The sequence below is a fragment of the Solwaraspora sp. WMMA2101 genome (assembly GCF_049179175.1).
Lineage (GTDB): Bacteria > Actinomycetota > Actinomycetes > Mycobacteriales > Micromonosporaceae > Micromonospora_E.
Map to the genome: position 1 here is coordinate 881,159 of NZ_JBMHMA010000006.1, position 23,980 is coordinate 905,138.

A 23,980-nucleotide genomic window follows, 5' to 3' on the forward strand; every position below is an offset into this window, starting at 1 on the left:
CCATGCGCCTATCCACCCAGACGCCGAAAAGCCGAGCCCGCCGCAGGGCACCACCGGCCGAAGTGGTCAGAAAGAAGCAGAAACGATCAAATAGAAGCAGGCCCGGTCAGCCCTGCCAGACCGCTTTGACGTTGCAGAACTCTCGGATGCCGTGCACCGACAACTCCCGGCCGTACCCGCTGGTCTTGATGCCGCCGAACGGCAGCTCCGGGTAGGACACCGTCATCCCGTTGATCGTCACGCTGCCCGCCGCCAGCTCGTCGACGCAGCGACGTTGCTCGGCGGGGTCGTCGGTCCACACCACCGAGCCGAGCCCGAACGCGGTGCCGTTGGCCACCTCGATCGCCTCGTCGAGGGAGTCGACCGGGTAGATCACCGCGACCGGGCCGAACGCCTCCTCGGCGTACAGCCGCATGGTCGGGTCGACGGCGGTCAGCACCGTCGGCGGGTAGAACCAGCCCGGCCCGTCCGGCAGTTTCGCGCCGATCAGCACGGTCGCTCCCCGGGCCACCGCGTCGTCGACCAGGTCGGCCACGTCCTGCCGGGTCTGCGCGGTGGCCAGCGGCCCGACCTCGGTCGCCGGGTCGGCCGGGTCGCCGACCACCAGGGCGGCCATCCGGGCCACGAACTCGCCGGTGAACTCGTCGAGCACCGCCCGGTGCACGATGAACCGTTTCGCCGCGATGCACGACTGCCCGTTGTTCTGGCAGCGGGCCCGGGCGGCGACCGCCGCCGCCTGCGGCACGTCCGCCGACGGCAGCACGACGAACGGATCCGAGCCGCCCAGTTCCAGCACCGTCTTCTTCAGCGCCTGCCCGGCGGCGGCGGCCACCGCCCGGCCGGCCGCCTCACTACCGGTCAGGGTCACCGCCGCCACCCGGTCGTCGCGGATCACCCGGTCCACCGCCGACGCGCCGATCAGCAGGCTCTGGAACGCCCCGGCCGGGAACCCGGCCCGGGTGAACAGCTCCCCGAGGTAGATCGCGGTCTGCGGCACGTTCGAGGCGTGCTTGAGCAGGCCGACGTTGCCGGCCATCAGCGCCGGTGCGGCGAACCGCAGCGCCTGCCACAGTGGAAAGTTCCACGGCATCACGGCCAGCACCACGCCGAGCGGCTCGTAGCGCACATACGCGCTTCGCGCGCCGACCGCCGCCGGGTCGACCGGCTCGTCGGCGAGCATCCGTTCGGCCTGGTCGGCGTAGAACCGGCAGCCGACCGCCGACTTGCGCACCTCGGCCAGCGCCGCACCGATCGGTTTTCCCATCTCCAGGGTCATGGTGGCGGCAAGGACGTCGGCGTCGGCGTCGAGCAGGTCGGCGGCGGCCCGCAGCCAGGACGCCCGCTGGGCGAAGCCGGCGGCCCGCATCGGCGACCGGGCGGCCGCCGCCGCCGCGAGGGCCTGCTCGATCTCGTCGTCGCTCATCGACGGGTACGTGCGTACGGTCTCGCCGGTGGCCGGGTTCACGGTGGCGATGGGCATGGTCATCCGCTCCTGTTCGTCGTCGAGCGCAGGGTTTCCAGTTCCGCGCGTACCGCACCGAGCAGCGCGTGGGCGGCGGCCGGGGTGATCCGCGCCGGGTCGTGGACGATGCCGACGGTGCTGACCGCGCCGATGGCCAGCATCGGTTGACCGTCGTGGCGCACCACGGTGGGTCGCTCGACGGGCGCTCCGACGCTGACCACCGCCGCCAGCCCGGCTGGCAGCTGCGGGACCTCGTGCAGCAGGCCGGCGGCGGCGCTGTCGCACAGCGCGACCGCAGGTGCCGGTCCGTCGCCGGCTGAGCCGGCGGTGCCGGATGGTTCCTCGGCGAGACCGTCGGGGTCGGCGAGACGGCGGGCGACGGCCGCCGGGTTGAGGTCCCCGGCGTCGCGCAGCACCCGTACGCCGCGCCTGCCGTCCGCGCCGTCGACGAGCACCGCCAGGTGCCGCCCGTCGGTGTCGGCCAGCGGGGTGCGACGCAGCGCCCGCAACAGTGCGACGGCGGCGAGCGGCCCGACCGGACGGTCGTCGACGGCGCCGAGCTGGGCTTCGACCAGCGCGGCGGCCACCGTACGGCCGGAGCCTGCCGGGAGCACGGTGGCGGCGGTAGGTACGGCGGCGGCCGCAGCTGCCGACGGGGTGACCGGCTGCGCGGCGGCGGCGAGCACGTCGGCGGGTCGGACCCGACCGGCCGGCCCGGTCCCACGCAGGCCGGCCAGGTCGACGCCGTGTTCGCCGGCGAGCCGCCGCACCCGAGGGCTGTGCTGCTGGCGGGTCACGACTGCAGCGCCTTCTCGATGGTCTGCCCGATGCTCTCCACCGACGGGATGACCAGGTCCTCCAGCGAATCGGCGGACGGCAGCGGAATGTGCGGGGTGGTGATCCGCTGGACCGGTCCGTCCAGGTCCCAGAACGCCTCATCGGCGGCGATCGAGGCGATCTCCGCACCCCAGCCGAGCAGCCGCGGGTTCTCCTCGACGGTGAACAGCCGCCCGGTGCGGTGCACCGAGTCCAGGATGGTGGTCACGTCCAGTGGCACCAGTGACCGGACGTCGATGACCTCGACGTCGATGCCCCGCCCGGCGAGTTCGTCGGCGGCCCGCAGCGCCCGGGGCACCATCAGGCCGAGGGCGGCGACGGTCGCGTCCCGGCCCGGCCGGCGGATCTTCGCGGTGCCGAGGGTGTCGACGATCTCGCCGTCGGGCACCTCGGCCCGCCCCGCGTACAGTCCCTTGTGTTCGAAGAACAGCACCGGGTCGTCGCTGCGGACGGCGGCGGCCATCAGGCCGATCACGTCGGTCGGGGTGGACGGGCTGACCACCTTCAGACCGGGTACGGCCATCGCCCAGTTCTCCACCGACTGTGAGTGCTGGGCACCGAACCGCAGACTGCCGCCGTTGCCGGACTTGATCACCAGCGGCAGGCTGACCTGGCCGTTGGTCATGTACCGGGTCTTGGCGATCTGGTTGACCACGATGTCCCAGCAGACCGCGAAGAAGTCGGAGAACATGATCTCGGCGACGGGACGCAGCCCGGTCATCGCCGCGCCCATCGCCGCGCCGAGGATGGCCTGCTCGGAGATCGGGGTGTCGACGACCCGGCGCGGACCGAACCGGTCGAGCAGCCCGGCGGTCGTCTTGAACACCCCGCCGGCACCGGCCACGTCCTCACCGACCAGCACCACCCGCTCGTCGCGGTCCATCTCCTGGGCGATGCCCCGGGCGACCGCCTCGCGGTAGCTCAGTTGCGCCATGACGATCCTCCATCCGCCCACAGCTCGGTCATCGCGCTGCCCGGTGGGGGCAGCTCACCGGCGCTGGCCTGCTCGGTCGCCTCGTCGACCGCGTCGGCCACCTCCTTGTCGATCCGGTCCAGCTGCGCCGGGTCGACGCCGAGACGCCGCAGCCGGCCCCGGTAGATCGCCACCGGGTCGTACGCCTGCCAGGCCGCCACCTCGGCCGCCGGCCGGTACTTGCCCGGGTCGGCACGGGAGTGCCCGCCGTGACGGTAGGTGACCGCCTCGACCAGCGACGGTCCCGCTCCGGACCGGGCCCGGGCCAGGGCGGCCACCGCCGTCTGGTAGACCTCGTCGGCGTCGTTGCCGTCGATCTCGATCGGTGTCATCCCGTACGCCGCCGCCCGGTCGGCGGCCGGCCGGCGCACCGCGGTGATGTCGCTGGTGACCGTGTACTCCATGTACAGGTTGTTCTCGCAGACGAACACCACCGGCAGCCGGTAGACGGCGGCATAGTTGAGCGCTTCGTGGAACGCCCCGATGTTGGTGGTGCCGTCGCCGAAAAAGCAGACCGTCACCTGCCCGGAGCCCCGGTACTGGGCGGACCAGGCCGCGCCGTTGGCGATCGTCAGGTGCGCGCCGATGATCGCGTACGAGCCCATCATGCCGTGCTCGACGCTGGTCAGGTGCATCGAGCCGCCCTTGCCGCCGAGCAGCCCGTTGGCCCGGCCGAGCAGTTCGGCCAGCACCGGGGTCATCCCGACGCCCCGGGCCAGGGTGTGCGCGTGGCCCCGGTAGGTGGCGAAGCTGTAGTCGTCGGCGCGCATCGCCACGCCGAAGCCGGCGGCGATCGCTTCCATCCCCAGCGACAGGTGGCTGGTGCCCTTCACCAGCTGCTGCATGAACAGGTCGTACGCCCGTTTCTCGAACTGGCGCATCTCCTGCTGACGCCGGTACAGGTGCAGCCGGGTGTCCAGGTCGATCGGTGCGCTGTCGTGCCGGGTCACGTCGCCCGGCGGCAGGACGGCGTCGTGTTCACCGTACGGGTGGTGCTGCAGTGGCAGGGTCATCGGTGGGCTCCGTCCTCGCCGGGCCGGTTGTTGATGTGCGACTGGCTGTGCCGCTGCAGCGGCAGTGCACCGCCGGTGGTGAAGTAGCGCTGGCCGGCGACGAGCAGCTGTTCGGCCGGGAACTTGGTGATCACTTCGGCGCCGTCGGCGGTGACGACCAACTCCTCCTCGATCCGGGCTGCGCCCCAGCCGTCGGCGGCCGGCCAGTAGGTCTCCAACGCGAAGACCATGCCTTCTTCGATCACCTCGGGGTGTTCCAGTGAGACGAGTCGGCTGAAGATCGGTTTCTCCCAGATGGACAGTCCGACGCCGTGGCCGTACTGCAGGCCGAACGCGGCTTCCTCGTCGGCGAAGCCGAACTCCTGCGCGGTCGGCCAGACCGAGACGATGTCGGCGGTGGTCGCGCCCGGCTTGACCAGCTCGATCGCCTGGTCCATGTAGTCGCGGCACCGCTGGTAGGCGTCGACCTGCGCCCGGGAGGCGCTGCCCACCGCGAAGGTGCGGTAGTAGCAGGTGCGGTAGCCCATGAAGCTGTGCAGGATGTCGAAGAACGCCGGGTCGCCGGGGCGGATCAGCCGGTCGCTGAACACGTGCGGGTGCGGCGAGCAGCGTTCCCCGGAGATCGCGTTGACCCCTTCGACGTGTTCGGAGCCGAGGTCGTAGAGCTTCTTGGCGACCAGCCCGACGGTTTCGTTCTCCCGTACGCCGGGGCGTAGGAACGCGTACAGGTCGTCGTAGGCGGCGTCGACCATCGACGCGGCGGTGGTGAGCAGCGCGATCTCGTCGGGGGTCTTGATCCGCCGGGCTTCCAGGAAGACCTGCTGGCCGTCGACGACCTCGATCCCTCTGGCCTGCAACGCGGTGAGGATCGGCAGTTCGATCATGTCGACGCCGAGCGGGGCGTCGGTCAGGCCGTACCGGTCGAGTTCGGCGTAGATCTTGTCCGCGACCGCCTCGGCGACGCCGGCGTCGGGGTGGAAGGCGCCGCGCAGCACCGAGATGCCGGCACGGGAGCCGCTGGTACCCTGCGCTGCGGAGGCGATCGGCCGGCCCTCGCCGTCGGTCGAGCCCCGGTAGTCCAGCCACGGCGCGTACAGCTCGTGGTGGCGGGCGGCGGAGCCGAAGTCCCACAGCACGGGTTCCCCGCCGCGCGGCAGCAACGCGAAGCGGATCAGCTTGTCCATCGCCCAGGTGCCGATGTGGGTGGCGGTCATGTAGCGGATGTTGTGGAAGTCGAAGGTCAGCAGCGCCCCGACCGAGGACGTGTCGAGCTGGCGGCGCAGCCGCGCCAGCCGCTCACGGCGCAGCCGGGCCGGGTCGACCCGGGCCTCCCAGTCGACGACGTTCAACCCGAAGGTGGCGGTGCTCATCAGGTGTTCCTCTCGTGCGGCTGGGGTTCGTCCAGCGACGGCGGCTGGTGGTCGGCCAGCGGTTGGTGATCGGCCAGCGGTTGGTGGTCGGCCAGGCCGGCGGCGGCCGCCTGGATCTCGTAGAGGGCGAGCAGGTCCCGCTCGCCGTGCCCGTGACCGATGGCCTGCTGCACCAACTGGTGCACCATGGACACCACCGGCATCGGCACCTCGTGTTCGCGGGCGGCGGCCAGGCCCAGGTCGAGGTCCTTGCGCAGCAGTACGCCGGTGAAGGTGGGCGTCCAGTCCCGGTCGGCCAGATCGGGGGTACGCTGGCGCACCCATTCGGAGCCGACGACGGCGTTGCCGAGGAAGTCGAGGAACGCCCGGCGGTCGGTGCCGGCCTTCTCGACCAGGGTGGTGACCTCCACCAGTGCCTGCGCCAGCGCGCCCAGGTAGAGGTTGTGGGCCAGCTTGACCAGCCGGGCCTGCTCCTGCTCCCCGGCGTGCACGACGATCCGGCCGACGGCCCGCAGCAGCGGCTCGACGTCGGTGAAGGTGTCCGCCGGCCCGGAGGCGACCAGGCAGGCCCGCCCGGAGCCGACCACCTCCGGGTTGCCGCTGATCGGCGCGGCGAGGAACGCCACGCCGGCCTGTGCGCAGAGTTCGCGGGCGGCGGCGGACGCGTCGACCGCGACGGTGGAGCAGTCCACCACGGTCCGCAGTCCTGCGTCGGCTGCGGACAGCAGCCCGTCGTCGCCGGGGTCGAGCACGGCTAGCAGGTCGTCGGAGGATGAGACCGAGACGAACACCACCGGGCAGGCGGCCAGGTCGGCGAGCGTCGCCGCGCGTACCGCTCCCTGCTCGACCAGCGGGCCGGCCTTGGCCGCGGTGCGGTTCCAGACGGTGACCTGGTGGCCGGCGTCGATCAGCCGCCGCGCGATCGCGGTGCCCATCCGCCCGGTGCCCAGTTGGCCGACCTTCATCGCGGTGCCGCCCCGCTGTCGTCCGGCCCGGCCCCGGCCGACCGCGGGTCGACCCGGACTCCGGCGCAGAGTTTCCGGTCGAGGTACTCCCAGTCGCGGCTGAACCGGTAGGAGTGCTGGGCGGGCGGCTGCGGCGACTGGGTCTCGATCCACCGGGTCCGCCCGTCGGTGCGGTTGTAGAAGGCGTGGTCGCAGCCGGAGCCGGTCCACAGCACGTCGCCGGGTTCGAGGCTGAGTTCGACGCCGCCGGCCACCACCGCCTCGGTGCGCCCCTCGGTGAACACGTACGCCTCCTCGAACGGGTGGTCGTGCGGGTGGGCGACCGCGGTCGGCTGGTACTCGACCATGAACATGGTGTGCAGCTGCGCGCCGACCCGATGGTCGGCGAGCATCCGGATGCCGATTCCGCTGTACGCGAGCAGCGCGGTGGCCATGCTGGCGGACACCTCGGGGGCGTTCGGGTCACTGCCCCGGGCCAGCCGGCGCAGGTCCATCGAGTCGCTGTCGAAGCGGAAGAAGTGCCTGTTGCGCGGGTCGCGCAGGTCGACGCCGTCGAGTTCGCCGCCGCCGGTCAGCTCACCGGGGACGAAGAAGGTGTCCCGGCGGTGGTCGCCGGGCAGCAGCCGCACCGGCGCGGACGTCTCCAACCACCGGGCACCGGCGCGCCCGGCGGTGAGCTGGTGCGCCACCGCCACCGGCACCAACGCGCAGTCGTCGGCCCGCAGGGTCAGCCGCTGACCGAGCATGGTCAGGGTCAGTTCACCGGACCAGATCCACAGACTCTTCTCGTACGAGTGGACGGTGGCCGCGACGGCGCCGCCCGGGTCGAGGATGCCGGTGCTCATCGTCATGTGGTGCGAGCCGGTTTCCCGGCCGATCAGGTCCTGGCGTCGGAAGCCGGTGCTGTGCTCGGCGTACCCGGGCGGGGTGACCGCCTGCTCGTCGTCCATCCGGGTCACGTGGTACCCGTGCTGATCCCCGTACATGTGCTGATCCCCCTTCTTCGTGCGCGGGCCTGCCGGCCCGGTCGGGCCGGCCGACCTCAGTCGGCGGCGAGTGCGACGACGGCCCGCCGACGCCGCCGGTTGCGCAGCAGCGGCAACGACGCGGCGGCCACCACCAGGACGCCCTGGATCCAGAACTGCCAGGCGAGGCTGAACGACAGGAAACTGATCGCGCTGGTGACGGTCTGCAGGAACAGGGCGGCGGCGACGGTGGCCAGCGCCGACCCGGAGCCGCCGAAGATGCTCGCCCCGCCGAGCACCACCGCCGCCACGGAGGCGAGGGTGAGCGCCTGGCCGACGGCGGCGTTGCCGACGCCGGTCTGCGCGTACAGCACCACCCCGCCGAGCGCGGCCAGCGCGCCGGCGGTGGCGTACCCGGTGAGTTTGGTCCGGGTGGTGTCGACGCCCATCCGCGCGGCCCGCACCGGGTCGGAGCCGGTGGCCCGCAGCGCCCGGCCGAGGCGCGAGCGGCGCAACACCAGGTGCCCGGCGACGCCGACGACGACCGCGACCAGGAAGGTCAGCGGTACGCCGGCGATCGTGGTGCCGAGCAGGGTCCGCAGTGCGCCGCTGGCCGCTCCGCCGGGCAGCGGCCGCAGCAGCTGCGCCACCCCGAGCACGCCGATCCCGGTGATCAGGGTGGCCACCACCGGAGGCAGCCCGACGGCGGTCACCAGGGTTCCGTTCATCAGGCCGACCAGGATGCCGGCGACGAGCGCCGCGACGATCCCGACGGCGAAGGCGGCGGGTGCGCCGTCGGCGAAGAACGACACGGTGACCACCGCGACCGCCACCGTCGAGCCGACCGACAGGTCGATCCCGCCGGTGAGGACGACGACCAGTTGGGCCAGCCCGACCAGGGCCAGCGACGCGGCGGCGACCAGCAACTGCTGCAGGCTGATCAGGCTCAGGAAGGCCGGCGACGACGCGGCGGTGACCGCGCCGCCCACGACGGTCATCGCCAGCACCGCCAGGGTCTGCGTCTCGCCGCCGAACAGCCGCCGCCGGGGCGGACGGGTCGCGGTCGGGGCGTGCTCGACCGCCGCTTCGGTGGCGAGTACGGCGGCGCCGGTGACGTGCCGTTCGGAGAGGGTGTCGGCGGCCAGTTCGGCCTGCACCCGACCCCGGGAGAAGACCAGCACCCGGTCGCAGAGCCCTTCCAGCTCGACCGCGTCGGTGGACAGCACCACCACGGCGGTGCCGCGTGCGGCCAGCTCGCGCAGCACCCGGTAGATCTCCACCCGGGCGCCGGCGTCGACACCCTGGGTGGGGTCCTCGACCAGCAGTACTGCGGGCTCGCCGAGCGCCGCCCGGGCCAGCAGCGCCTTCTGCTGGTTGCCGCCGGACAGCGCACCGACCGGGCTGTCCAGGGTGGCCGTCTTGACCCGCAGCGACGTCACCGCGGCGGCCACGGTCTGCCGCTCCGCGCCCCGCCGGGGCAGTATCTTGCCGATCGACACCGTCGGCAGGTGCGTCGCAACCACGTTCTCCCGGACGCTGAGCTGGCCGAACATCGCTTCGGCGAGCCGTTCACCGGAGAGGAAGACGATGCCGTGGCGGGCGGCGGTGGCCGGCCCGGTCAGCCGTACCGGTCGGCCGTCGACCGCTACCCGGCCGCTCGCCGGCACCAGGCCGGCGAGCGCCCGCAGGAACTGCCGCTGCCCGTTACCTTCCACCCCGGCGAGGCCGAGGATCTCGCCTCGGCGAACCCCGCCGGCGACGCCCCGGAACCCGGTGCCGGTGAGACCGTCGAAGGTCAGCAGCGGCGAGCCAGCGTCCGCCCGCCCGGCTGTGGGTAGGTCGGCGTCGGCCCGTCCGGCTGTGGTCGGCGCGGCTGTGGGCAGGTCGGCCTTTGGCGGGAAGGTGGTCTCCAGCGAACGCCCGACGATGAGTTCCACGATCTCCTCGTCGGTCTGTGCCCCGACGTCGCCGCTGTCGACCACCCGGCCGTCGCGCAGCACGGTGAGCCGCTGCGCGATCTGGCGGATCTCCGGGATCCGGTGGGTGATGTAGACGACCGCCCCGCCGGCCGCGACCAGCCGGCGGACCTGCTCGAACAGCCACTCGGTCTCGTCCGGCCCGAGCGCCTCGGTGGGCTCGTCGAGGACGAGCACCTGCGGTTCGCTGCCGAGCGCGGCGGCGATCTCGACCAGGTGCGCCTGGCGTGGGGTGAGGTCGGCGACCAGGGTGGCGGCGTCGATGGGCAGGCCGAGTCCGTCGAGGTGGCGGCGGGTCCAGGCGGCCACCTGGTCGACGCCGGGCCGGACCCGCTCGGGCAGCAGCATCAGCATCGACTCGGCGACGGTGAGGCTGCCGACGAGCACCGGCGTCTGGTAGACCAGCGCCAGGCCGTCGGCACGGGCCAACGCCGGGGTGAGCCGCCGGTGCTCGCGCCCGAGCAGGGTGATGGTGCCCGAGTCGGGGGCCACCGCGCCGGCGGCGACCCCGACCAGGGTGGACTTTCCGGCCCCGTTCTCGCCGAGGACGGCGTGCACCTCGCCGGCCCGCACGGTCAGGTCGACCCCGTCGAGGGCGCGTACGCCCGGATAGGTCTTGACGATCCCGCGCAGGGTCAACACGGTGTCGTGGCGGACCGACGTCGTCATCGCGGTCAGCCCTCGAACAGCGCGGCGAGGTCGTCGGCGGACAGCTGCGACGAGGGTGAGGCGCCCGGCGGCAGCGCCGGCTGGCAGGCGTCGGCGGGGGTGACCGCGCCGTCGGCGGCACCGGTGGAGTCCTCGTAGAGGCTGAGCTGGATCAACGACGGCTCCTGGTTGTCCAGGCCGTTGATCTGCGCGAGCGCCTTGCGCAGCCCGACCCGGCCGATCCAGGTACGGGCCGACACGGTGGCCAGCTCGAAGTCCGGGTTGTCGGCCTTGGCGTCGTCGAACAGGCAGCTCAGTTCGTTGTCGTCGGTGGTGGCGATCGGCACCAGCGGCCGGCCGGCGCTCTGGAACGCCCGGATGGCGCCCATCGTGGCGGTGCCGTAGTCACTGATCACGCCGTCGATCTGCGGGTACCTGGCGAGCAGGCCGGCCATCGCCTGCTGGGTCATCGCCGGGTCCCAGTTGGTGGTGACCGGTTCCGGGGTCAGCACGTTGATCTGCGGGGCGGTGGCGAAGACCTCGTTGATGCCCTCGAGTTCCTGCTGGCTGACCGCGTTGCCGGCCGGGCCGCCGAGCAGGACGACGTTGCCGCCCTCGGCGCCGAGCCGGTCGACCATCCACTGTGCCCACAACACGCCGTCGTGCCGGGTGTCCCAGTCGACGTAGTCGAAGTAGTCGGTGCCGGGCGTACCGGTCGGGTCGGCGCCGATCGGGACGACGACCACACCGGCCGCGTGGGCGGCCTGGATCGCCGGCAGGTGCGACGCGCCCGGCCCGGCGGACGGGACGACGAGCAGGATGTCGACGCCCTTGGCTGTCATGCCGGTGATGGCCGACAGGGTGGCCTGCAGGTCGCCACGGCCGGCGGCGTACTCGACGCCCTCGATCGCCGGGCACTTGCGTGCCTCGTCCTCGACCTCGGCGCGCAGGATCCGCGACCACGAGTTGGTGCCGAAGCCGTCGACCAGGCCGACGGTGACCGGTTCGTCGCCGCAGACCGCGCTCATGTCGATCAGGTCGGACAGCGGGCCGGTGTTGCCGATGGCGACGGTGCCGCCGTCGGTGCCGGTGTCCCCGCTCGGGGCGGCGGTCGACGAGCAGGCGGTGACGGTGAGGCAGGCGGCGGCGAACACGGTGACGGCTGCGGACCGCCGGTGGCGGCGCAGGTTGGTTGTTCGGGTCATCAAAGTCTCCTGACTTGGCGATGGATCAGGATCATGAAATAGAGTGAAAATTCATCTGGACATGGCCGCAGTGGGCCGGCCGACGGAGGTTTTCCGCCGACGGGGTCGGTTGGTCAAGGTGGGTCTTTGTCCGTTGGTCCGGTCGCGCTATCCGCTGGTCCGTCTGATTGCCCGTTGGCGCAGTCGCGCCGCGAGGCTGAGTTGGACCACCACGCCCACACCGATGATCACGGCCTGGACGATGTTCTGGATCGCGGCGGTCTGGCTGTACGTCTGCACGAGCTGGTTGAGCTGGCCGAGGAACAGCGCCCCCAGGGCGGTGCCGACGAGGCTGCCCCGCCCGCCGGTGAGTGCGGTGCCGCCGAGTACGACGGCGGCCACCGACGGCAGCAGGTAGCTGTCCCCCGCGCTGAGCGTGGTGGTGCGCAGGAAGCCGGCGAGCAGCACCCCGGTTGCCCCGGCGAGCAGCCCGGACAGCAGGTAGGCGGAGACCGTGTACCGCCTGGTGTTGATGCCGGCCGCGTGTGCGGCCCGCCGGTTCGCGCCGACGAGCTCGAACCGGCGGCCGACCACGGTGGTCTTGAGGACGAGTTGGGCGACGACGACCAGCGTCACCGCCAGGTAGAGCAGGTTGGGCAGGCCGAGGGTACGGCCCACCGCGAAGCCGGCGAACGACTCGGCGACCTGGGCGCTGTAGCCGCCGGACAGGTACTGCACGAAGCCGAGCAGCACCGCGTTCATCGCGAGGGTGACGACCAGGGCGGGCAGCCCCAGGTAGGTCACCACGAGGCCGCTGGCCAGTCCGGCGGCCGCCGCGACGAGCAGGGCCAGCCCGATCGCCGGTGCGAGCCCGAGGGCGTCCGCGCCGCCGTAGCGGGCGACGACGAGCGCGCCGAGGGCGATGCCGCCGGCCACCGACAGATCGAGGCCGGCCTGCTGCACGACCAGGGTCTGGCCGAGCGAGACCACCATGGTCAACGCGGCGAACGGCAGCATGGCCAACAGCGCCGTGCCGCTGACGCTGGCCGGCGAGATGATCGCGCTGGCGGCGAAGAGCACCACGACCGCGGCCAGGGCGCGGCTCGCGGGCCAGCCGGCGAGTTGCACCCGCAGCGGGTCGGCCAACCGTACGGCCGGTGTCGCCGACGCTGCCCGCGCACCGGCCACGGCCTGGGCGCTCACGTCTGCAGCAGCTTCGGGTCGGGCTGCCAGCCGCCGCCGATCGCCGCGCCGTCGAGCGAGGAGATGACGTGGTCGCGGGAGGCTTCGGCGAGGCCCCGCAGCCGGTCGAGGTCCACCCCGACGAGCTTGCCGTCGCGCTTGACGAACCGGCCGGCCACCAGCACGTCGCGGACCATTCCGGGGTGCGCGGCGTAGACGATGGAGGCGACCGGGTTGTTCATCGGCATCGTGGCGAGCGTGTCGCCGGCCAGGATCACGATGTCCGCCGCCTTGCCGACCTCCAGCGAGCCGGTGACCGCGCCGAGTCCGTTGGCCCGCGCGCCCTCGATGGTGGCGAAGCGCAGCACGTCGGCGCAGGACAGCCGGACCCGCTCGGGAGCCTCGCCGGCCGCGACCGCCGCGCTGTTGTCGGTGGCCCGCTGCACGGCGAGAGCGGTACGCATGGTGGTGAACATGTCGCCGCCGATCGAGCTGCACACGTCGACCGACAGTGACGGCCGTACGCCGAGGTCGAGCAGCCGCCCGGTGGCCGGCCAGCCGTGCCCCATCTGCATCTCCACGTCGGGGGCGATCGACGCGGTGCCGCCGGTGTCGGCGATCAGCCGCAGCTCGTCGTCGGCGAGCGTGTTGCAGTGCACGTAGGTGACCTGGTCGCTGAGCAGGCCCTCGCCGTTCATCTGGTGAATCGGCTTGATCTTGCCCCAGTGTCCGTCGCCGACGTGCACCGAGACCCGCAGGTCCAGTTCGCGGGCGAGCTGGAAGTCGCCCTTGGTGACCTCCAGGGTGCTGAACTGCGGTCCGCGCAGCGCCAGCCCCATGGTGACCAGGCCGGTGTTGTCGGCGAACCGGCCGGCGCGCAGCCGACGTACATCGGCCTCGGGGTGCGGTACCGGTGAGGGCATCACGCCGCCCCACTGCTGCGCGCCGCCACCGTGGGCGAACACCGCGCGGAGTCCGGCGTCGGTGAGGGCGTCCACGGCGGCGTCGGCGTGCTCGGGGGTGAACAGGTTGTGTGACCAGTCGAGCAGGGTGGTGATGCCGGCGTCGAGTGCTTCCAGCGCGCCGATCAGCGTTCCGGCGTAGGTGTCCTCGGGCCGGAAGTAGCGGCTCAGCCCGACGTGCAGGCCGACCAGGTACTGGTCCAGGGTCCAGTCCGAGGCGATGTTGCGGACCACCGCCTGCCAGGTGTGCCGGTGGGTGTCGACCAGACCGGGCATGACGATGCGCCCGGACACGTCCACCCGCTGCGCGTCGCCAGCGGGCAGGTCACGGCCGATGGCCGCGATCACGCCGTTGTCGATCAGTACGTCAGCCGGCCAGAGCACCTCGTCTGGCCCGGCGCAGGTGACAACTATTCCTCCCGCGAGCAGGACGTTGCCTGTCATCGGTGCCGCCCTTCGTCGAAATACGTGAACCTCGTTGAAACCCAGGTGACTCGTGCAGGAAATGTGTCCGACAAGGATGAGACGCACACCACGCCGATGTCAAGCCTCAGTCAACACATCGTTCAACACCACTCATCACTGCGCCGGCATCAGCTAGCCGATCCCGGACGTGATCGGGTAGATTCACAGGGTTCGGCTAATTGGGCTGTTTGGGGTGGCTTGACATTGTCTGAGGCGGAAGACCTGGGTGGGCGGATCCGCGCCGCCCGCCAGGCGCGCGGCATGTCGCTGCGGGCGCTGGCCAAGAAGGTCGGCGTCTCGGCTAGCATGCTCTCACTGGTGGAGACGGGCCGGTCCCGCTCCTCGGTGAGCACGCTGTACGCCATCGTCGAGGCCCTCGACATGTCGATGGTCGACCTGTTCGACACCCCGCCGTCGCCGAACGGCTCGACACCGGTCGCCGCCGCCACCACCATCGAGGCCCGGTTGGACACCGAGGTGGCGGTCGTACGCCGTGACCAGGGCCGACGGATCGAAATGGACAGCGGTGTCGTCTGGGAGCAGCTCGGCCCGGCGACCGGATCCGGCACCGAGTTCCTGCGGGTCACCTACCCGCCTGGCGCGAAGTCCAGTGTGTCCGGCCGGTTCCAACGGCACACCGGCCACGAGCACGCCTACATCATGGCCGGTGAGCTGACCTGCCAGGTCGGCTTCCAGCAGGTCGTGCTCGGCACCGGGGACAGCATGGTGTTCGACTCGTCCCGCCCGCACCTGCTGGAGAACCGCAGCGACCAGGACGTGCACGCGATCTGGTTCATCGTGCGCCCCAGACCCGACTCCGGACTGTGACCGTCGACAACCTGAGAACGGTCACGCCACGGCGGCTTCGATCCGCGCGACCGCGCTCGCGACGCCGTCCTCGGCCGTGATGCGCCGCCCCAACCCGGCCGCCGCGTCCCGGACGTCGGCGTCGGTGGTGACCTGCCGGATCGCGGCGGCGAGCCGCTGCCCGGTGAGCGTGGCCTGCGGAACCGGGGCGCTGCCCGCACCGAGCGCGGCGACCCGACGACCCCAGAAGAACTGGTCCAGGATGAACGGGCAGATCACCGACGGTCTGCCGGCGCGCAGCGCGGCGGCGGTGGTGCCGGCACCGCCGTGATGCACCACGGCGGACACCCGGGGAAACAACCAGTCGTGCGGCGCCTGGGTGATGGGCAGGACACTGTCCGGCAGGTCCGCCGCGTCCAGCCCGCCCCAGCCGGTGGCGACGACGCCGCGTACGCCGGCCAGGCGCAACGCGTCGCCGACGGCCCGGGTGAGGCGCTGCGGGTCGCGCCCGGCCATGCTGCCGAAGCCGACGTACACGGGCGGGTCGCCGGCGTCGAGGAAGTCGACCAGCTTGGCCGGTGGCTGCCAACCGGTGGCACTCTCGAGGAACCAGTATCCGGTGAGCTGGGCGTGCCCGGGCCAGTCGGCGGGGCGCGGCAGGACGTGGCCGCTGATGGCGTGCAGCACCGGAATCGGCCGCCCGTCGGGCAGCCGGGTGGCCAGGGCCGCGCCGCTGGTCCTGGCGAGCCCCAACGACTCCTGCCGGAAGGTGTTGACCATGCCGTCGTACATCCGGTAGCCGGCACCGGCGAGACGGTAGGTGAGCCGGTTGTACGGGCGGCCCAGCGGCAGCGCCGGCATGCCGATCATCGGGAAGTCGCCGGTCGCCACGGACATCGGTACGGCCACCGCCTGCACCGCCGGCACGCCGAGTTTCTCGGCGACGTGCGGGCCGGCCAGCGCCTTGGGGTGGTAGACGATCACCTCCGGGTCGGCCTGGCGGGCCGCCTGCCAGACGTCGGCCAGCAGCCCCCGGTTGATCGGGTTCGCCTGCCGGGCCAGCCTGATGTTGGTCCTGATCGAGCCGAGAAGTCCGGTGGTGTCCTCCATCGCGGCGCGGCCCGCCGCCGAGTCGAGCAGTTGCAGGATCTCGTCGCCGAGGTGGCCGTACGTCAGGCCGTGGTCGGTGACGAAGGACCGGAACCTGGCGCAGGTGGCCAAGGTGACGTCGTGGCCGGCCGCCCGCAGCCCGGTGCCGAGCGCCAGGTACGGCTGGACGTCGCCGCGCGATCCGACGGTGACGATCAGGACCCGCACCGTCACACGCTCCTTCCGGTCTGCCGCCGGAACTCCTCCATCAGGGCCGGCACCCGTTCGATCATGAACGTGTAGAAGTCGCGGCTGCTCCGGAGCCGGTCCGCCTCCGGAGCGTCCGCGTCGCCGACGAGATCGATGCCCCGCTGCATCAGATCGGCGAAGGTGCGCATCTTGTCGGTGGGGTCGATCACCCGGGCGAAGGCGTCCGGCTGTATCTCGTACGCGTGGCCACGGCCGCTGGTCGGCACCCGGCGCACCATGCCGGACTGCTCCAGGGCCCGCATCCCGGCCGAGACGGAGGCCTTGGACAGCCCGACCGCCTGGCACAGTTGCGCGGTGGTCTGGCCCGGCGGGTCACAGATCAGCAGCCAGCCGAGCAGCTTGCCGAACGCAGGGGTGGTGCCCATCGCAGCGAGGGCGACCCCGACCTCTTCGGCGTACCGCCGCCCGGCGTCCGGGTCCACGCGCATCTCCTTCGTCGCCGGGGACGCCCCGCCACGGGACATCATCATCACGAACGTTCAGTACTTCCCGAACGTCAACGGTAACACGGCTGCTGATGGCGCGATCCGCAGCGGTCCTACTCAGCTCAGCGGCGGGCGAGTGCCTGGTCGATCAGTTGCTCGCTGTCGGCCCAGAGCTGCTGGGCCCGGGCGACGTCGTACGACTCGGGTGAGGACGGGGCGATCTTCGGACCCTCCAGGTAGGCACCGGTGGTGCCGTCGAACCGGGCGTCGCTGACCAGGTCGGCCAGGTGCCGGGCGGAGGCCCGGGAGCTGCGCGCGCCGGGCAGTAGCGCGCTGATCAGCGGGGCGGCCGCCCGGTAGCCGGCCCGGGCGAGCGCCGGATAGTCGCGGGACAGGCTGGTGTCGGGCATCAGCCCCGGGTCGTACGCGTTGACGCTGATCGGCCGCCCGTCCAGTCGGCGGGCGAGCTCGTAGACGAAGTAGATGTTCGCCAGCTTCGAGGTGGAGTAGCGGACCCGGCCCGCCGTCGGGGTCGGGTCGGCGTCGGACGGGTCGGCGAGCTCGCGGGCGCTCGTCCAGCGTGGCTCCGGGAATCCCATGCTCTTCTCCCGCCAGTGGGTGCCGCTGCTGACGATCGCGATCCGGGCCCCGGCGGCCAGGTCGTCGAGCAGCCCGGTGACGAGCAGATGGTGACCGAGGTGGTTGGTGGCGAAGGTGAGCTCGTAGCCGTCGGCGGACCGGCGCACCCCGTCGATGACCTGGATGCCGGCGTTGCCGACGATGGCGTGCAGCGGCGGACGCTGATCGGACCGGCGCAGCGCCCCGGCCGCGTCGGCGACCGATCGCAGGTCGGCCAGGTCGATCCGGAGCAGTTCGAGGCTCGCGGCGGGGGTCCGGCGACGGATCTGCCGGGCCGCCGCCTGCCCCCGGCTCTCGGCCCGGTGGCCGAGCACGACGTGCCAGCCCTGGGCGGCGAGCCGCCCGGCGACGCGCAGCCCGAGGCCGGCGGTGGCTCCGGTGATGACGACGGTTCTCATCGGCATGAACCCTTCGAGAGGTTGACCTTGTCAACCTGACCCTACGTCGCCAGGTTGACGGCGTCAACCTGCTCTAGGATCGGGCGATGAGCACCCGGGACGACCTGGTCGCCGCGGCGACCGCACTACTCGACGAGGGCGGCCCGGAGCGGGTCACCCTCCGGGAGGTCGGGCGTCGGGCCGGCGTGTCACACAACGCGCCGTACAAGCACTTCAGCGACAAGCACGCCCTGCTGGAGGCCGTCGCCATCCAGGAGTTCGACCGGCTCGAACGGGTCATGACGGCGACGCCGACGCCGCGTGCCGAGGCCGCCGCGCTACTGCGGGGCGTCCTGCTCGACTACGTACGCTGGGCGCAGCGGCATCCCCGTCGGTTCGCGCTGGTCTACGGGTGGTCGATGCACTCCTCCGCCGAACTGCACGAGCGGGCCGGCGCCACCTGGCGGCGACTCGTCGAGCTGACCGCCGAGGCCCAGGCCGCCGGGGCCCTGCCCGCCGGCGACCCGGAACGGGCCGCCGCCCTGGTCCGCGCGCTGGCGCACGGCGCCGCCGACCTGTCCATCAGCGGCCACCTGGCGACCGACGGAAAGGGCCGCGCGAGCGCCGAGGATCTGGTCGAAGACCTGCTCCGGGTGTTACGTCAGGCCGGACGATCGAGCTGACGTCGTTCGCTCAGGATCGGTCCGCCGCGTACAAGCGGTCCGGGTCGACGAGTTGGACGCCGGGGTCCGTGGCCGCCACGGTGCGAAGGTCGTCGGCGAAGCCGCCGCCGCTGAACAGCAGCAGCCGGCACCGGTCGGCCCGGACCCCGCCGCGACCACGCAACAGGTCACGGATGTGTGCCAGGCGTTGCAGGTGACCGGTCCCGACGGTTGCCTGCCATTTGGCCTCGCCGATCGCGAGGAGTTCCTCGCTGCCCTGCTCGTCGCGGCCGAAGACCGCCACGTCCACCTCATGCCGCGTGCGGGCGGCGGGGTCGTTGACCACACCGGCAGCCACCCGGGTCGGAAAACCGCCGAGAGCGTCCGGATCGGCTTCCCAGCGGGTCCATTCGCGGCAGATCGTCTCGAAGCGCGGGCCGACGACCTTGCTCAGGAACGTGCGCTGCTGCCGGGGCCAGACCTGCCGCGACCGGCCGGTACGTTCCAGATCGCCCCAGGCCGGCCGCATCACGGCGTGGTAGAAGACGAGCAGCGGCTCGGCGATCCGGTAGACGCCCCGGTTGCTGGTGAACGCGTCGTCCTCCCGCACGACCAGGCCGACGTCCTCCAGCACACCCAGCGGGTGGGCCAGGTCGGATGGCTGCCGGCCCAGGAAGTTCGCGATCTCACCTCGGCGGGTACGACCGTCCGCGATCGCCGCCAGCACCGAGTGATACAACGCGGGGTCGCGAATGTCGGGCTCCTCCGCCAACAGGTAGCGGGCCTCCCGGAACAGCGGGCGGGCCGGGTTCAACACGGCACGCACCACCCAGTCGTCGAGATCGTCCGGCCCGGCCGGTGAATCGTCCTGCGTGAACTCGTGCCGGTAGGCGGGGGTACCGCCGACGATCGCGTTGACCAGCAGGGCGGTGCGCGGATCGGCGATCCCCCAGAACCGGGCCGCGGCCCGGTAGTCCAGCGTGCGGACCACCAACTCCAGGCCGGCCCGTCCGCGCAGCGGCGCGGTGCCGGACAGCAGGCCGCCCATGAAAGACAGCGCCGAACCGCACAGCAGCAGCCGCACCTGGGTGTTCGACCGCTGTCCTGCCGGGTCGAGAGCCCGCTGGATGATCGAGGGCAGCGCCGGACTGACTCGGGCCAGGAACGGAAACTCGTCGATCACCACCGGAAGTGGCCCGGCAGGGGCGAGTGTCATCGTCCGGGTGACCGCCTCGTCCCAGTTCACAAACCGCAGCGGCGTCGCCTCACCCAGATAGCCGCCGAGCGCATCACCGTACTGGCGCAACGCGTCAGCCTCGGACGACTCCGTGGCGGTGAACATGAACCCGCCAGCCGCCCGTACCAATGCGTCGAGCAGGAACGTCTTGCCCTGACGACGACGGCCGGAGACCACTCCCAGCATCGCCCCACCCTGCGGCAGGCGCGCGAACCTGACCAACTCGTCCCACTCGACGTCACGGTCGAAGATCTCCGCCGGCTTCTCCACCCCACCACCCCGTCACGCTAGTGTAAGCGTAGTTCCTATAACTATACTTACATCTTGCACGCCCCGGTATGACCTACCCCTTGACCCGCCGATAGAAGAGCCGCACAGGTTCCCTGGACTTAAGCATCCGGTCGCCAGCCGGGCGGCGTCGGCAGCGCCCGGTCCGTCCCGCTCCCGCACGGGTGTTTAGTTCGAGCTATAGTTACTGCGTGTCTCCCGAACCGGCCCGGCGATGGGCAATCCGGACAACGGCCGATGTCCGCGACTGGCTGCGCACGCTTCGCCAAGCCGACCCGGAAACATACCGATCGGTGAACGTTGCGATCGACATGCTGGCCGAGATTGGTCCAGGGCTGGGGCGCCCACTGGTTGACACACTGCAAGGTTCAAGTATCAGCAACCTCAAGGAGTTGCGACCCAGGTCCGGGCGCGACGTCGCAATCCGGGTTCTCTTCGTCTTCGATCCCTGGTCGCAAGCGGTGCTGTTGGTCGCCGGCAACAAGGCCGGCAACTGGTCAAAGTGGTACAAGATGGTGATTCCGGCGGCGGAGGTCGCGTACGAAGGCTGGCTGGCCTTCGAAAGGAAGAGGCGGGAGGGGCAATGACCGAGTTCCACGACTGGGACGACGTCCGCAGCGAACTACACGATGGGGACGACGCCTCGCTGGCGACGGAACGCGCGCGTACCGAGGCATGGATCAGTGCCTTCCACCTCGCCGAGGAACGCCAGCGGCTCGGACTCACCCAACGGCAGGTCGCCGAGTTGATGGGGGTTACCCCGGGCCGGATCAGCCAGATCGAGAACGGCGACCTCGACGTCAACGAGGTCGCCACCCTGAGTCGGTACGCACGAGCATTGGGCGCGCGGATGCGGATCATTTTCGACTACGGCAACGACCTTCGCCAGATCGCCTGACGCCAGCAGACGGCTCCATCGGACCGTGGCCCGCTACGGCCCCGACGCCGCCTTCACCCGCTGACCCGACGCGGTGACGCGGGCCGGCTGACGCCGACGAGGGAACCTGCATTGTCGTAAAACTGGCGGGTTGAGGTTCATACAGGTTCCCTCGTTACGAAACGCTGGTCGTCAGCCCGAGCGCCGTCGCCAGCCGGGCGACGCCGGCGGTGTCCGGCCCGCACCGGGCGATCTCCGCCACGACCGTACGGGCGGAGGGCCGGCAGCGGATCTCAGCCGGTGCGACGCGGTCCGCCTCGACCAACCACCGTCCCAACGCCGCGAAGTCACCGACGTCGAGGTGTGCCCGCGCGGCGTCCACCAGGTACGCCGCGCGATGCTCCGCCGGCAGCCCGCACCACGCCTGCCGCCGGGTGGCCGTCTCGTGTCGGCGTACCGCCTGCCGGGCGTCGCCCGACTCCACGGCCGCCACGACGTGCGCCAGCTCGACGGCCGCCGGGCCGAAGCTTGCCGTACGGTAGTCCAGCCCGTCGCCGATGCGGCCAGCGACGTCAGCGGCCCGGCCGAGCAGCTCGTCGACGCTGCGGGTTTCGCCGCAGCCGGCAGCGGCCAACCCGGCCTGCAGCAGCAACGTCCCGTACACCGTGCCGCACTCGACCGATGCCGCCGCGATGCGGTCGGCGGCGGCGACCGTCGTCGTCATCGCCAACCGATCCTGGCCCAACGCGCGCAGCGCCTGCCCGAGCGGCACCGCCGCCGACCCGGCCAGCACCGGATCACTGTTGGCCACGGCAAGCGCCCGATCGGCCGCCAACCAGGCCAGCTCGGGTTCGCCGACCTTGACCAGCACGAGCGCGATGATCCGGTACGCGCGCACCAACAACTCCGCCCCCGGCCCAGGCCGGGTGGCGTGCAGCCGCCGGGCGGCGTACAGCAGCTCCGGTGTCATCCGCAGCAGCCGGGGATAGTCGCCGTGCTGGTACGTCGACCAGGCATGCTCCACCCGCTGCGTGACCTCGCGTTCCACCGCCGGCCCGCTGTCGGCGGCGGTGAACATCTCGTAGCTGGCCAGCGCCGCCCGGACCGCCGCCACCCCGTCGACCGCCCCGCCATGCTCCGATGGCCGGTCCGGGCCGATCAACTCCGCAGGGTCGACCCGCAGCACCTCGGCGACCTGCCGGATCAGCGAGAATCGGTCCAACCGCCGGACACCACGCTCGACCTTCTCCACCCAGCTCTTCGACCGGCCGATCCGGTCGGCGAGCACCTGCCGGGTCATCTGCCGGCGTACCCGCCACAGGGCGACCCGACGCCCCACCGCCACGCTCACGGCCGCCCACCCGCGTCGATCCAGGTCCCGTCGATCCAGGTCCAGGAGACGAAGCGTTCGTACAGCTCGGCCGGGTCGGTGATGCCGGCCTCCTCGGCGGCCAGGGTCAGCAGTTCGCCGACGTCGACCGACAACGCGACCGGCTCACCGACGTACGCCTCCGCCAACTGCGTGCGGCCCGGCGGACAGGGCCACGGCGTCCCGTCCGGACAGACCGCGCAGCACCACGACGGCCGCACCGGCTCGTGCACCGGCTCCCTGCCGGTTGCGGGTGTCCTCATGGCAGGTAGTGTCGGCCGGCGTTACCGCCCCGCGCCTGCGCCCGATCCGTACGGGTCGCCGGCCGCCGGTCCGACGGCGGCACCGTGCGGTCGGCGTACCGCCGCCGGCCCGGCACCGGATAGACCACGTCCACCGGTACGTCCGCACGCTGAAACCACTTCCCGAGCACGCTGCCCCCTCAACGAGTGTTGGAAGGGCGGCGACCCGAGGTGGCTCTCCACGTCGACCCCGAGCCGCCGCCCGACAGGCGGGCCCGACGCGCGAAAAGGGCGATCACGGGATGCGACGTCGGGCCCAGCTAACGCGAGGCCGCACCACCGCCGAACTCACCACCCGGTACGGGAGGCGACGGCGCAACCTCTGCGAGTAGCCTGCCCGGCACGTGAAGTGAGGGTCTACAGTGTGCGTGTCTTACCGGCGTCCGCAGACCGGCAGACAGCGGTCAGCAATCGATCTCCCGCTCGACCTGTGCCACTTCCCCAGCGAGGCGCTTCGCCCCCGTCGAGTCAGCAATCTCTCGCGCCTCCGCGATCCACGATGCAGCGACGTCCCGATCACCCGCCGCCACATGTGTCGCAGCCAACTGGCACACGTACCAACCGACCCAGTCCGATCGACGCACCTCGCCGGGCAGCTGATCCAAGCCTGATTGCAACAGCTCCACCGCGCGGTCGTATCGGCGCAAGTACCGCTGCGCCAAGCCTCGTTGCATCATCAGGTACGTCGGATCATGGAAGTACAGCCAGTCAGGCTCGCGGTCTCGTGCGTCAGCGGCTCGGGCTGTCAGCTCTTGAGCGTTGTCGAGCTGCCGATCAGCGCCTTCAGCGTCACCCAGGATTGCTAGACCGCGAGCCTCCTGCTGAACAGCAACGCCCCGTACACCAGGGCTGGCCGGCTGCCATGCAGCGGCACGCGACAGCTCCACCATGGCGGCTGTCTCGCCACGCATCCAGGCGAGGTGCCCACGCATGCTCAGCGATGTAGCCGTCAGGTGAGGATTGCCTGCCTCCGTAGCCCACTCCATAGCACGGAGATACCACGCGCGACTGCTCGCATGATCGCCGGTCGCAGCGGACAACCAGCCGCCGAACTGAGCCCACTGGCCAGCGACATCGACGAGCCGCAGCCAGTGTTTGTCGTGCCGGGCACCGTTGACGAGCTGTTCGATGGCTGACAGCTGCGCGAGCACTGGCCTGACCACCGCAGCCGAGCCAACGACATCTTCGAGCCGCCGCTGATGGGCAAGCACCCCTGCCAGGGAGTCGATCGTTCCCGCGTCGATCCGACGCGGCCTCGTGATGGCAGCGCGGAGTCGCTGCTGCTCATCCCCCGACAGGCCAGCCGGATCATCACGCACCATCCCCGCGAGATGTCCACCCGCACCAAGCGCCTCATCGATACGCACTATCAAGTCCTGAGGCGGCGACTTGCGCCCCTGCTCGATGTCATGCAGGTGAGACCGACTTGAGTACGCCCGCTTCGCAAGATCACGCAGGGATAGGCCAGCGTGCTCACGAAGCGCACGCAGGGTGGCTGGGAGACGTGGGTCGACGATACGCGACATAACGGTCACCACCAAGATCGAAAACGTCGATGGCTTTCCGTGAACCGACATTCACAACCGCCATCAGGCCTTAGGATACCTCCGGAAGGGCTCGACCAACGCACCGCCAC

General features: G+C 71.5%; 23 protein-coding genes. 4 read left to right on the forward strand and 19 right to left on the reverse strand.

Features of this window, described 5'->3' with window-relative positions:
- Positions 1–106: 106 nt before the first annotated feature.
- From ACN28F_RS04510 to ACN28F_RS04560, 11 genes are all read right to left on the reverse strand, one after another.
- On the reverse strand, positions 107–1,480 hold the full coding sequence (locus tag ACN28F_RS04510) for an NADP-dependent succinic semialdehyde dehydrogenase (protein WP_289211014.1): 1,374 nt from the start codon (positions 1,478–1,480) through the stop codon (positions 107–109).
- A gap of 2 nt (positions 1,481–1,482) precedes the next feature.
- On the reverse strand, positions 1,483–2,259 hold the full coding sequence (locus tag ACN28F_RS04515; protein ID WP_421357053.1) for an E3 binding domain-containing protein: 777 nt from the start codon (positions 2,257–2,259) through the stop codon (positions 1,483–1,485).
- On the reverse strand, positions 2,256–3,233 hold the full coding sequence (locus ACN28F_RS04520; RefSeq protein WP_421357054.1) for an alpha-ketoacid dehydrogenase subunit beta: 978 nt from the start codon (positions 3,231–3,233) through the stop codon (positions 2,256–2,258). The genes ACN28F_RS04515 and ACN28F_RS04520 overlap by 4 nt, the downstream gene beginning before the upstream one ends.
- A complete protein-coding gene (locus ACN28F_RS04525) occupies positions 3,221–4,285 on the reverse strand; it encodes a thiamine pyrophosphate-dependent dehydrogenase E1 component subunit alpha (protein WP_421357055.1) in 1,065 nt (354 codons plus the stop codon). The genes ACN28F_RS04520 and ACN28F_RS04525 overlap by 13 nt, the downstream gene beginning before the upstream one ends.
- Entirely contained in the window at positions 4,282–5,655 is a 1,374-nt protein-coding gene (locus ACN28F_RS04530; protein ID WP_421357056.1) for a M24 family metallopeptidase, read from the reverse strand. The genes ACN28F_RS04525 and ACN28F_RS04530 overlap by 4 nt, the downstream gene beginning before the upstream one ends.
- Positions 5,655–6,620: an NAD(P)-dependent oxidoreductase gene (locus ACN28F_RS04535; RefSeq protein WP_421357057.1), complete on the reverse strand. Its 966-nt coding sequence runs from the start codon at positions 6,618–6,620 to the stop codon at positions 5,655–5,657. The genes ACN28F_RS04530 and ACN28F_RS04535 overlap by 1 nt, the downstream gene beginning before the upstream one ends.
- Positions 6,617–7,606, reverse strand: a complete 990-nt coding sequence (locus tag ACN28F_RS04540) for a cupin domain-containing protein (RefSeq protein WP_421357058.1) — start codon at positions 7,604–7,606, stop codon at positions 6,617–6,619. Before ACN28F_RS04540 ends, ACN28F_RS04535 begins: the two co-directional genes overlap by 4 nt.
- Positions 7,607–7,662: 56 nt before the next feature.
- Positions 7,663–10,230: an ATP-binding cassette domain-containing protein gene (locus ACN28F_RS04545; RefSeq protein ID WP_421357059.1), complete on the reverse strand. Its 2,568-nt coding sequence runs from the start codon at positions 10,228–10,230 to the stop codon at positions 7,663–7,665.
- 5 nt (positions 10,231–10,235) lie between these two features.
- The gene (locus ACN28F_RS04550) at positions 10,236–11,414 is read right to left on the reverse strand and encodes a substrate-binding domain-containing protein (RefSeq protein WP_421357061.1); all 1,179 of its coding nucleotides are present in this window, start codon (positions 11,412–11,414) and stop codon (positions 10,236–10,238) included.
- Positions 11,415–11,561: 147 nt separating this feature from the next.
- A complete protein-coding gene (locus ACN28F_RS04555; protein WP_421357062.1) occupies positions 11,562–12,596 on the reverse strand; it encodes an ABC transporter permease in 1,035 nt (344 codons plus the stop codon).
- Positions 12,593–13,981, reverse strand: a complete 1,389-nt coding sequence (locus tag ACN28F_RS04560) for an amidohydrolase family protein (RefSeq protein ID WP_421357063.1) — start codon at positions 13,979–13,981, stop codon at positions 12,593–12,595. Before ACN28F_RS04560 ends, ACN28F_RS04555 begins: the two co-directional genes overlap by 4 nt.
- 225 nt (positions 13,982–14,206) lie before the next feature.
- On the opposite strand from ACN28F_RS04560, the gene ACN28F_RS04565 reads away from it, so the two are divergent.
- The gene (locus ACN28F_RS04565; RefSeq protein ID WP_421357064.1) at positions 14,207–14,830 is read left to right on the forward strand and encodes a helix-turn-helix domain-containing protein; all 624 of its coding nucleotides are present in this window, start codon (positions 14,207–14,209) and stop codon (positions 14,828–14,830) included.
- Positions 14,831–14,851: 21 nt separating this feature from the next.
- Here the strand turns inward: ACN28F_RS04565 and ACN28F_RS04570 are convergent, their stop codons facing one another.
- From ACN28F_RS04570 to ACN28F_RS04580, 3 genes are all read right to left on the reverse strand, one after another.
- A complete protein-coding gene (locus ACN28F_RS04570; RefSeq protein WP_421357065.1) occupies positions 14,852–16,132 on the reverse strand; it encodes a glycosyltransferase in 1,281 nt (426 codons plus the stop codon).
- Complete coding sequence (locus ACN28F_RS04575; RefSeq protein ID WP_421357066.1) at positions 16,129–16,590, reverse strand: GbsR/MarR family transcriptional regulator; 462 nt, start codon at positions 16,588–16,590, stop codon at positions 16,129–16,131. Before ACN28F_RS04575 ends, ACN28F_RS04570 begins: the two co-directional genes overlap by 4 nt.
- A gap of 125 nt (positions 16,591–16,715) precedes the next feature.
- On the reverse strand, positions 16,716–17,630 hold the full coding sequence (locus tag ACN28F_RS04580) for an SDR family NAD(P)-dependent oxidoreductase (RefSeq protein WP_421357067.1): 915 nt from the start codon (positions 17,628–17,630) through the stop codon (positions 16,716–16,718).
- An 86-nt stretch (positions 17,631–17,716) separates the two neighbouring features.
- On the opposite strand from ACN28F_RS04580, the gene ACN28F_RS04585 reads away from it, so the two are divergent.
- A complete protein-coding gene (locus ACN28F_RS04585) occupies positions 17,717–18,292 on the forward strand; it encodes a TetR/AcrR family transcriptional regulator (protein WP_421357068.1) in 576 nt (191 codons plus the stop codon).
- 10 nt (positions 18,293–18,302) lie between these two features.
- On the opposite strand, the gene ACN28F_RS04590 is transcribed toward ACN28F_RS04585, so the two are convergent.
- Positions 18,303–19,778, reverse strand: a complete 1,476-nt coding sequence (locus ACN28F_RS04590) for an AAA family ATPase (RefSeq protein ID WP_421357069.1) — start codon at positions 19,776–19,778, stop codon at positions 18,303–18,305.
- Between the two features lie 209 nt (positions 19,779–19,987).
- Here ACN28F_RS04590 and ACN28F_RS04595 point away from each other — a divergent pair, with 209 nt between their 5' ends.
- Positions 19,988–20,383 carry a type II toxin-antitoxin system RelE/ParE family toxin gene (locus ACN28F_RS04595; RefSeq protein WP_421357070.1) on the forward strand — a complete coding sequence of 132 codons (396 nt, stop codon included), beginning with the start codon at positions 19,988–19,990 and terminating at the stop codon, positions 20,381–20,383.
- The gene (locus ACN28F_RS04600) at positions 20,380–20,694 is read left to right on the forward strand and encodes a transcriptional regulator (protein ID WP_289206856.1); all 315 of its coding nucleotides are present in this window, start codon (positions 20,380–20,382) and stop codon (positions 20,692–20,694) included. Before ACN28F_RS04595 ends, ACN28F_RS04600 begins: the two co-directional genes overlap by 4 nt.
- Positions 20,695–20,848: 154 nt before the next feature.
- Here the strand turns inward: ACN28F_RS04600 and ACN28F_RS04605 are convergent, their stop codons facing one another.
- The 4 genes from ACN28F_RS04605 to ACN28F_RS04620 form a co-directional block, all read right to left on the reverse strand.
- Positions 20,849–22,024, reverse strand: a complete 1,176-nt coding sequence (locus ACN28F_RS04605; RefSeq protein ID WP_421357071.1) for a helix-turn-helix domain-containing protein — start codon at positions 22,022–22,024, stop codon at positions 20,849–20,851.
- Positions 22,021–22,305 (reverse strand): hypothetical protein, encoded by a 285-nt coding sequence (locus tag ACN28F_RS04610; RefSeq protein ID WP_282226684.1) that lies wholly within the window; start codon positions 22,303–22,305, stop codon positions 22,021–22,023. Before ACN28F_RS04610 ends, ACN28F_RS04605 begins: the two co-directional genes overlap by 4 nt.
- Complete coding sequence (locus ACN28F_RS04615; RefSeq protein WP_421357072.1) at positions 22,302–22,475, reverse strand: hypothetical protein; 174 nt, start codon at positions 22,473–22,475, stop codon at positions 22,302–22,304. The genes ACN28F_RS04610 and ACN28F_RS04615 overlap by 4 nt, the downstream gene beginning before the upstream one ends.
- 273 nt (positions 22,476–22,748) lie before the next feature.
- Positions 22,749–23,921, reverse strand: a complete 1,173-nt coding sequence (locus ACN28F_RS04620; RefSeq protein WP_421357073.1) for a helix-turn-helix domain-containing protein — start codon at positions 23,919–23,921, stop codon at positions 22,749–22,751.
- Positions 23,922–23,980: the final 59 nt, after the last annotated feature.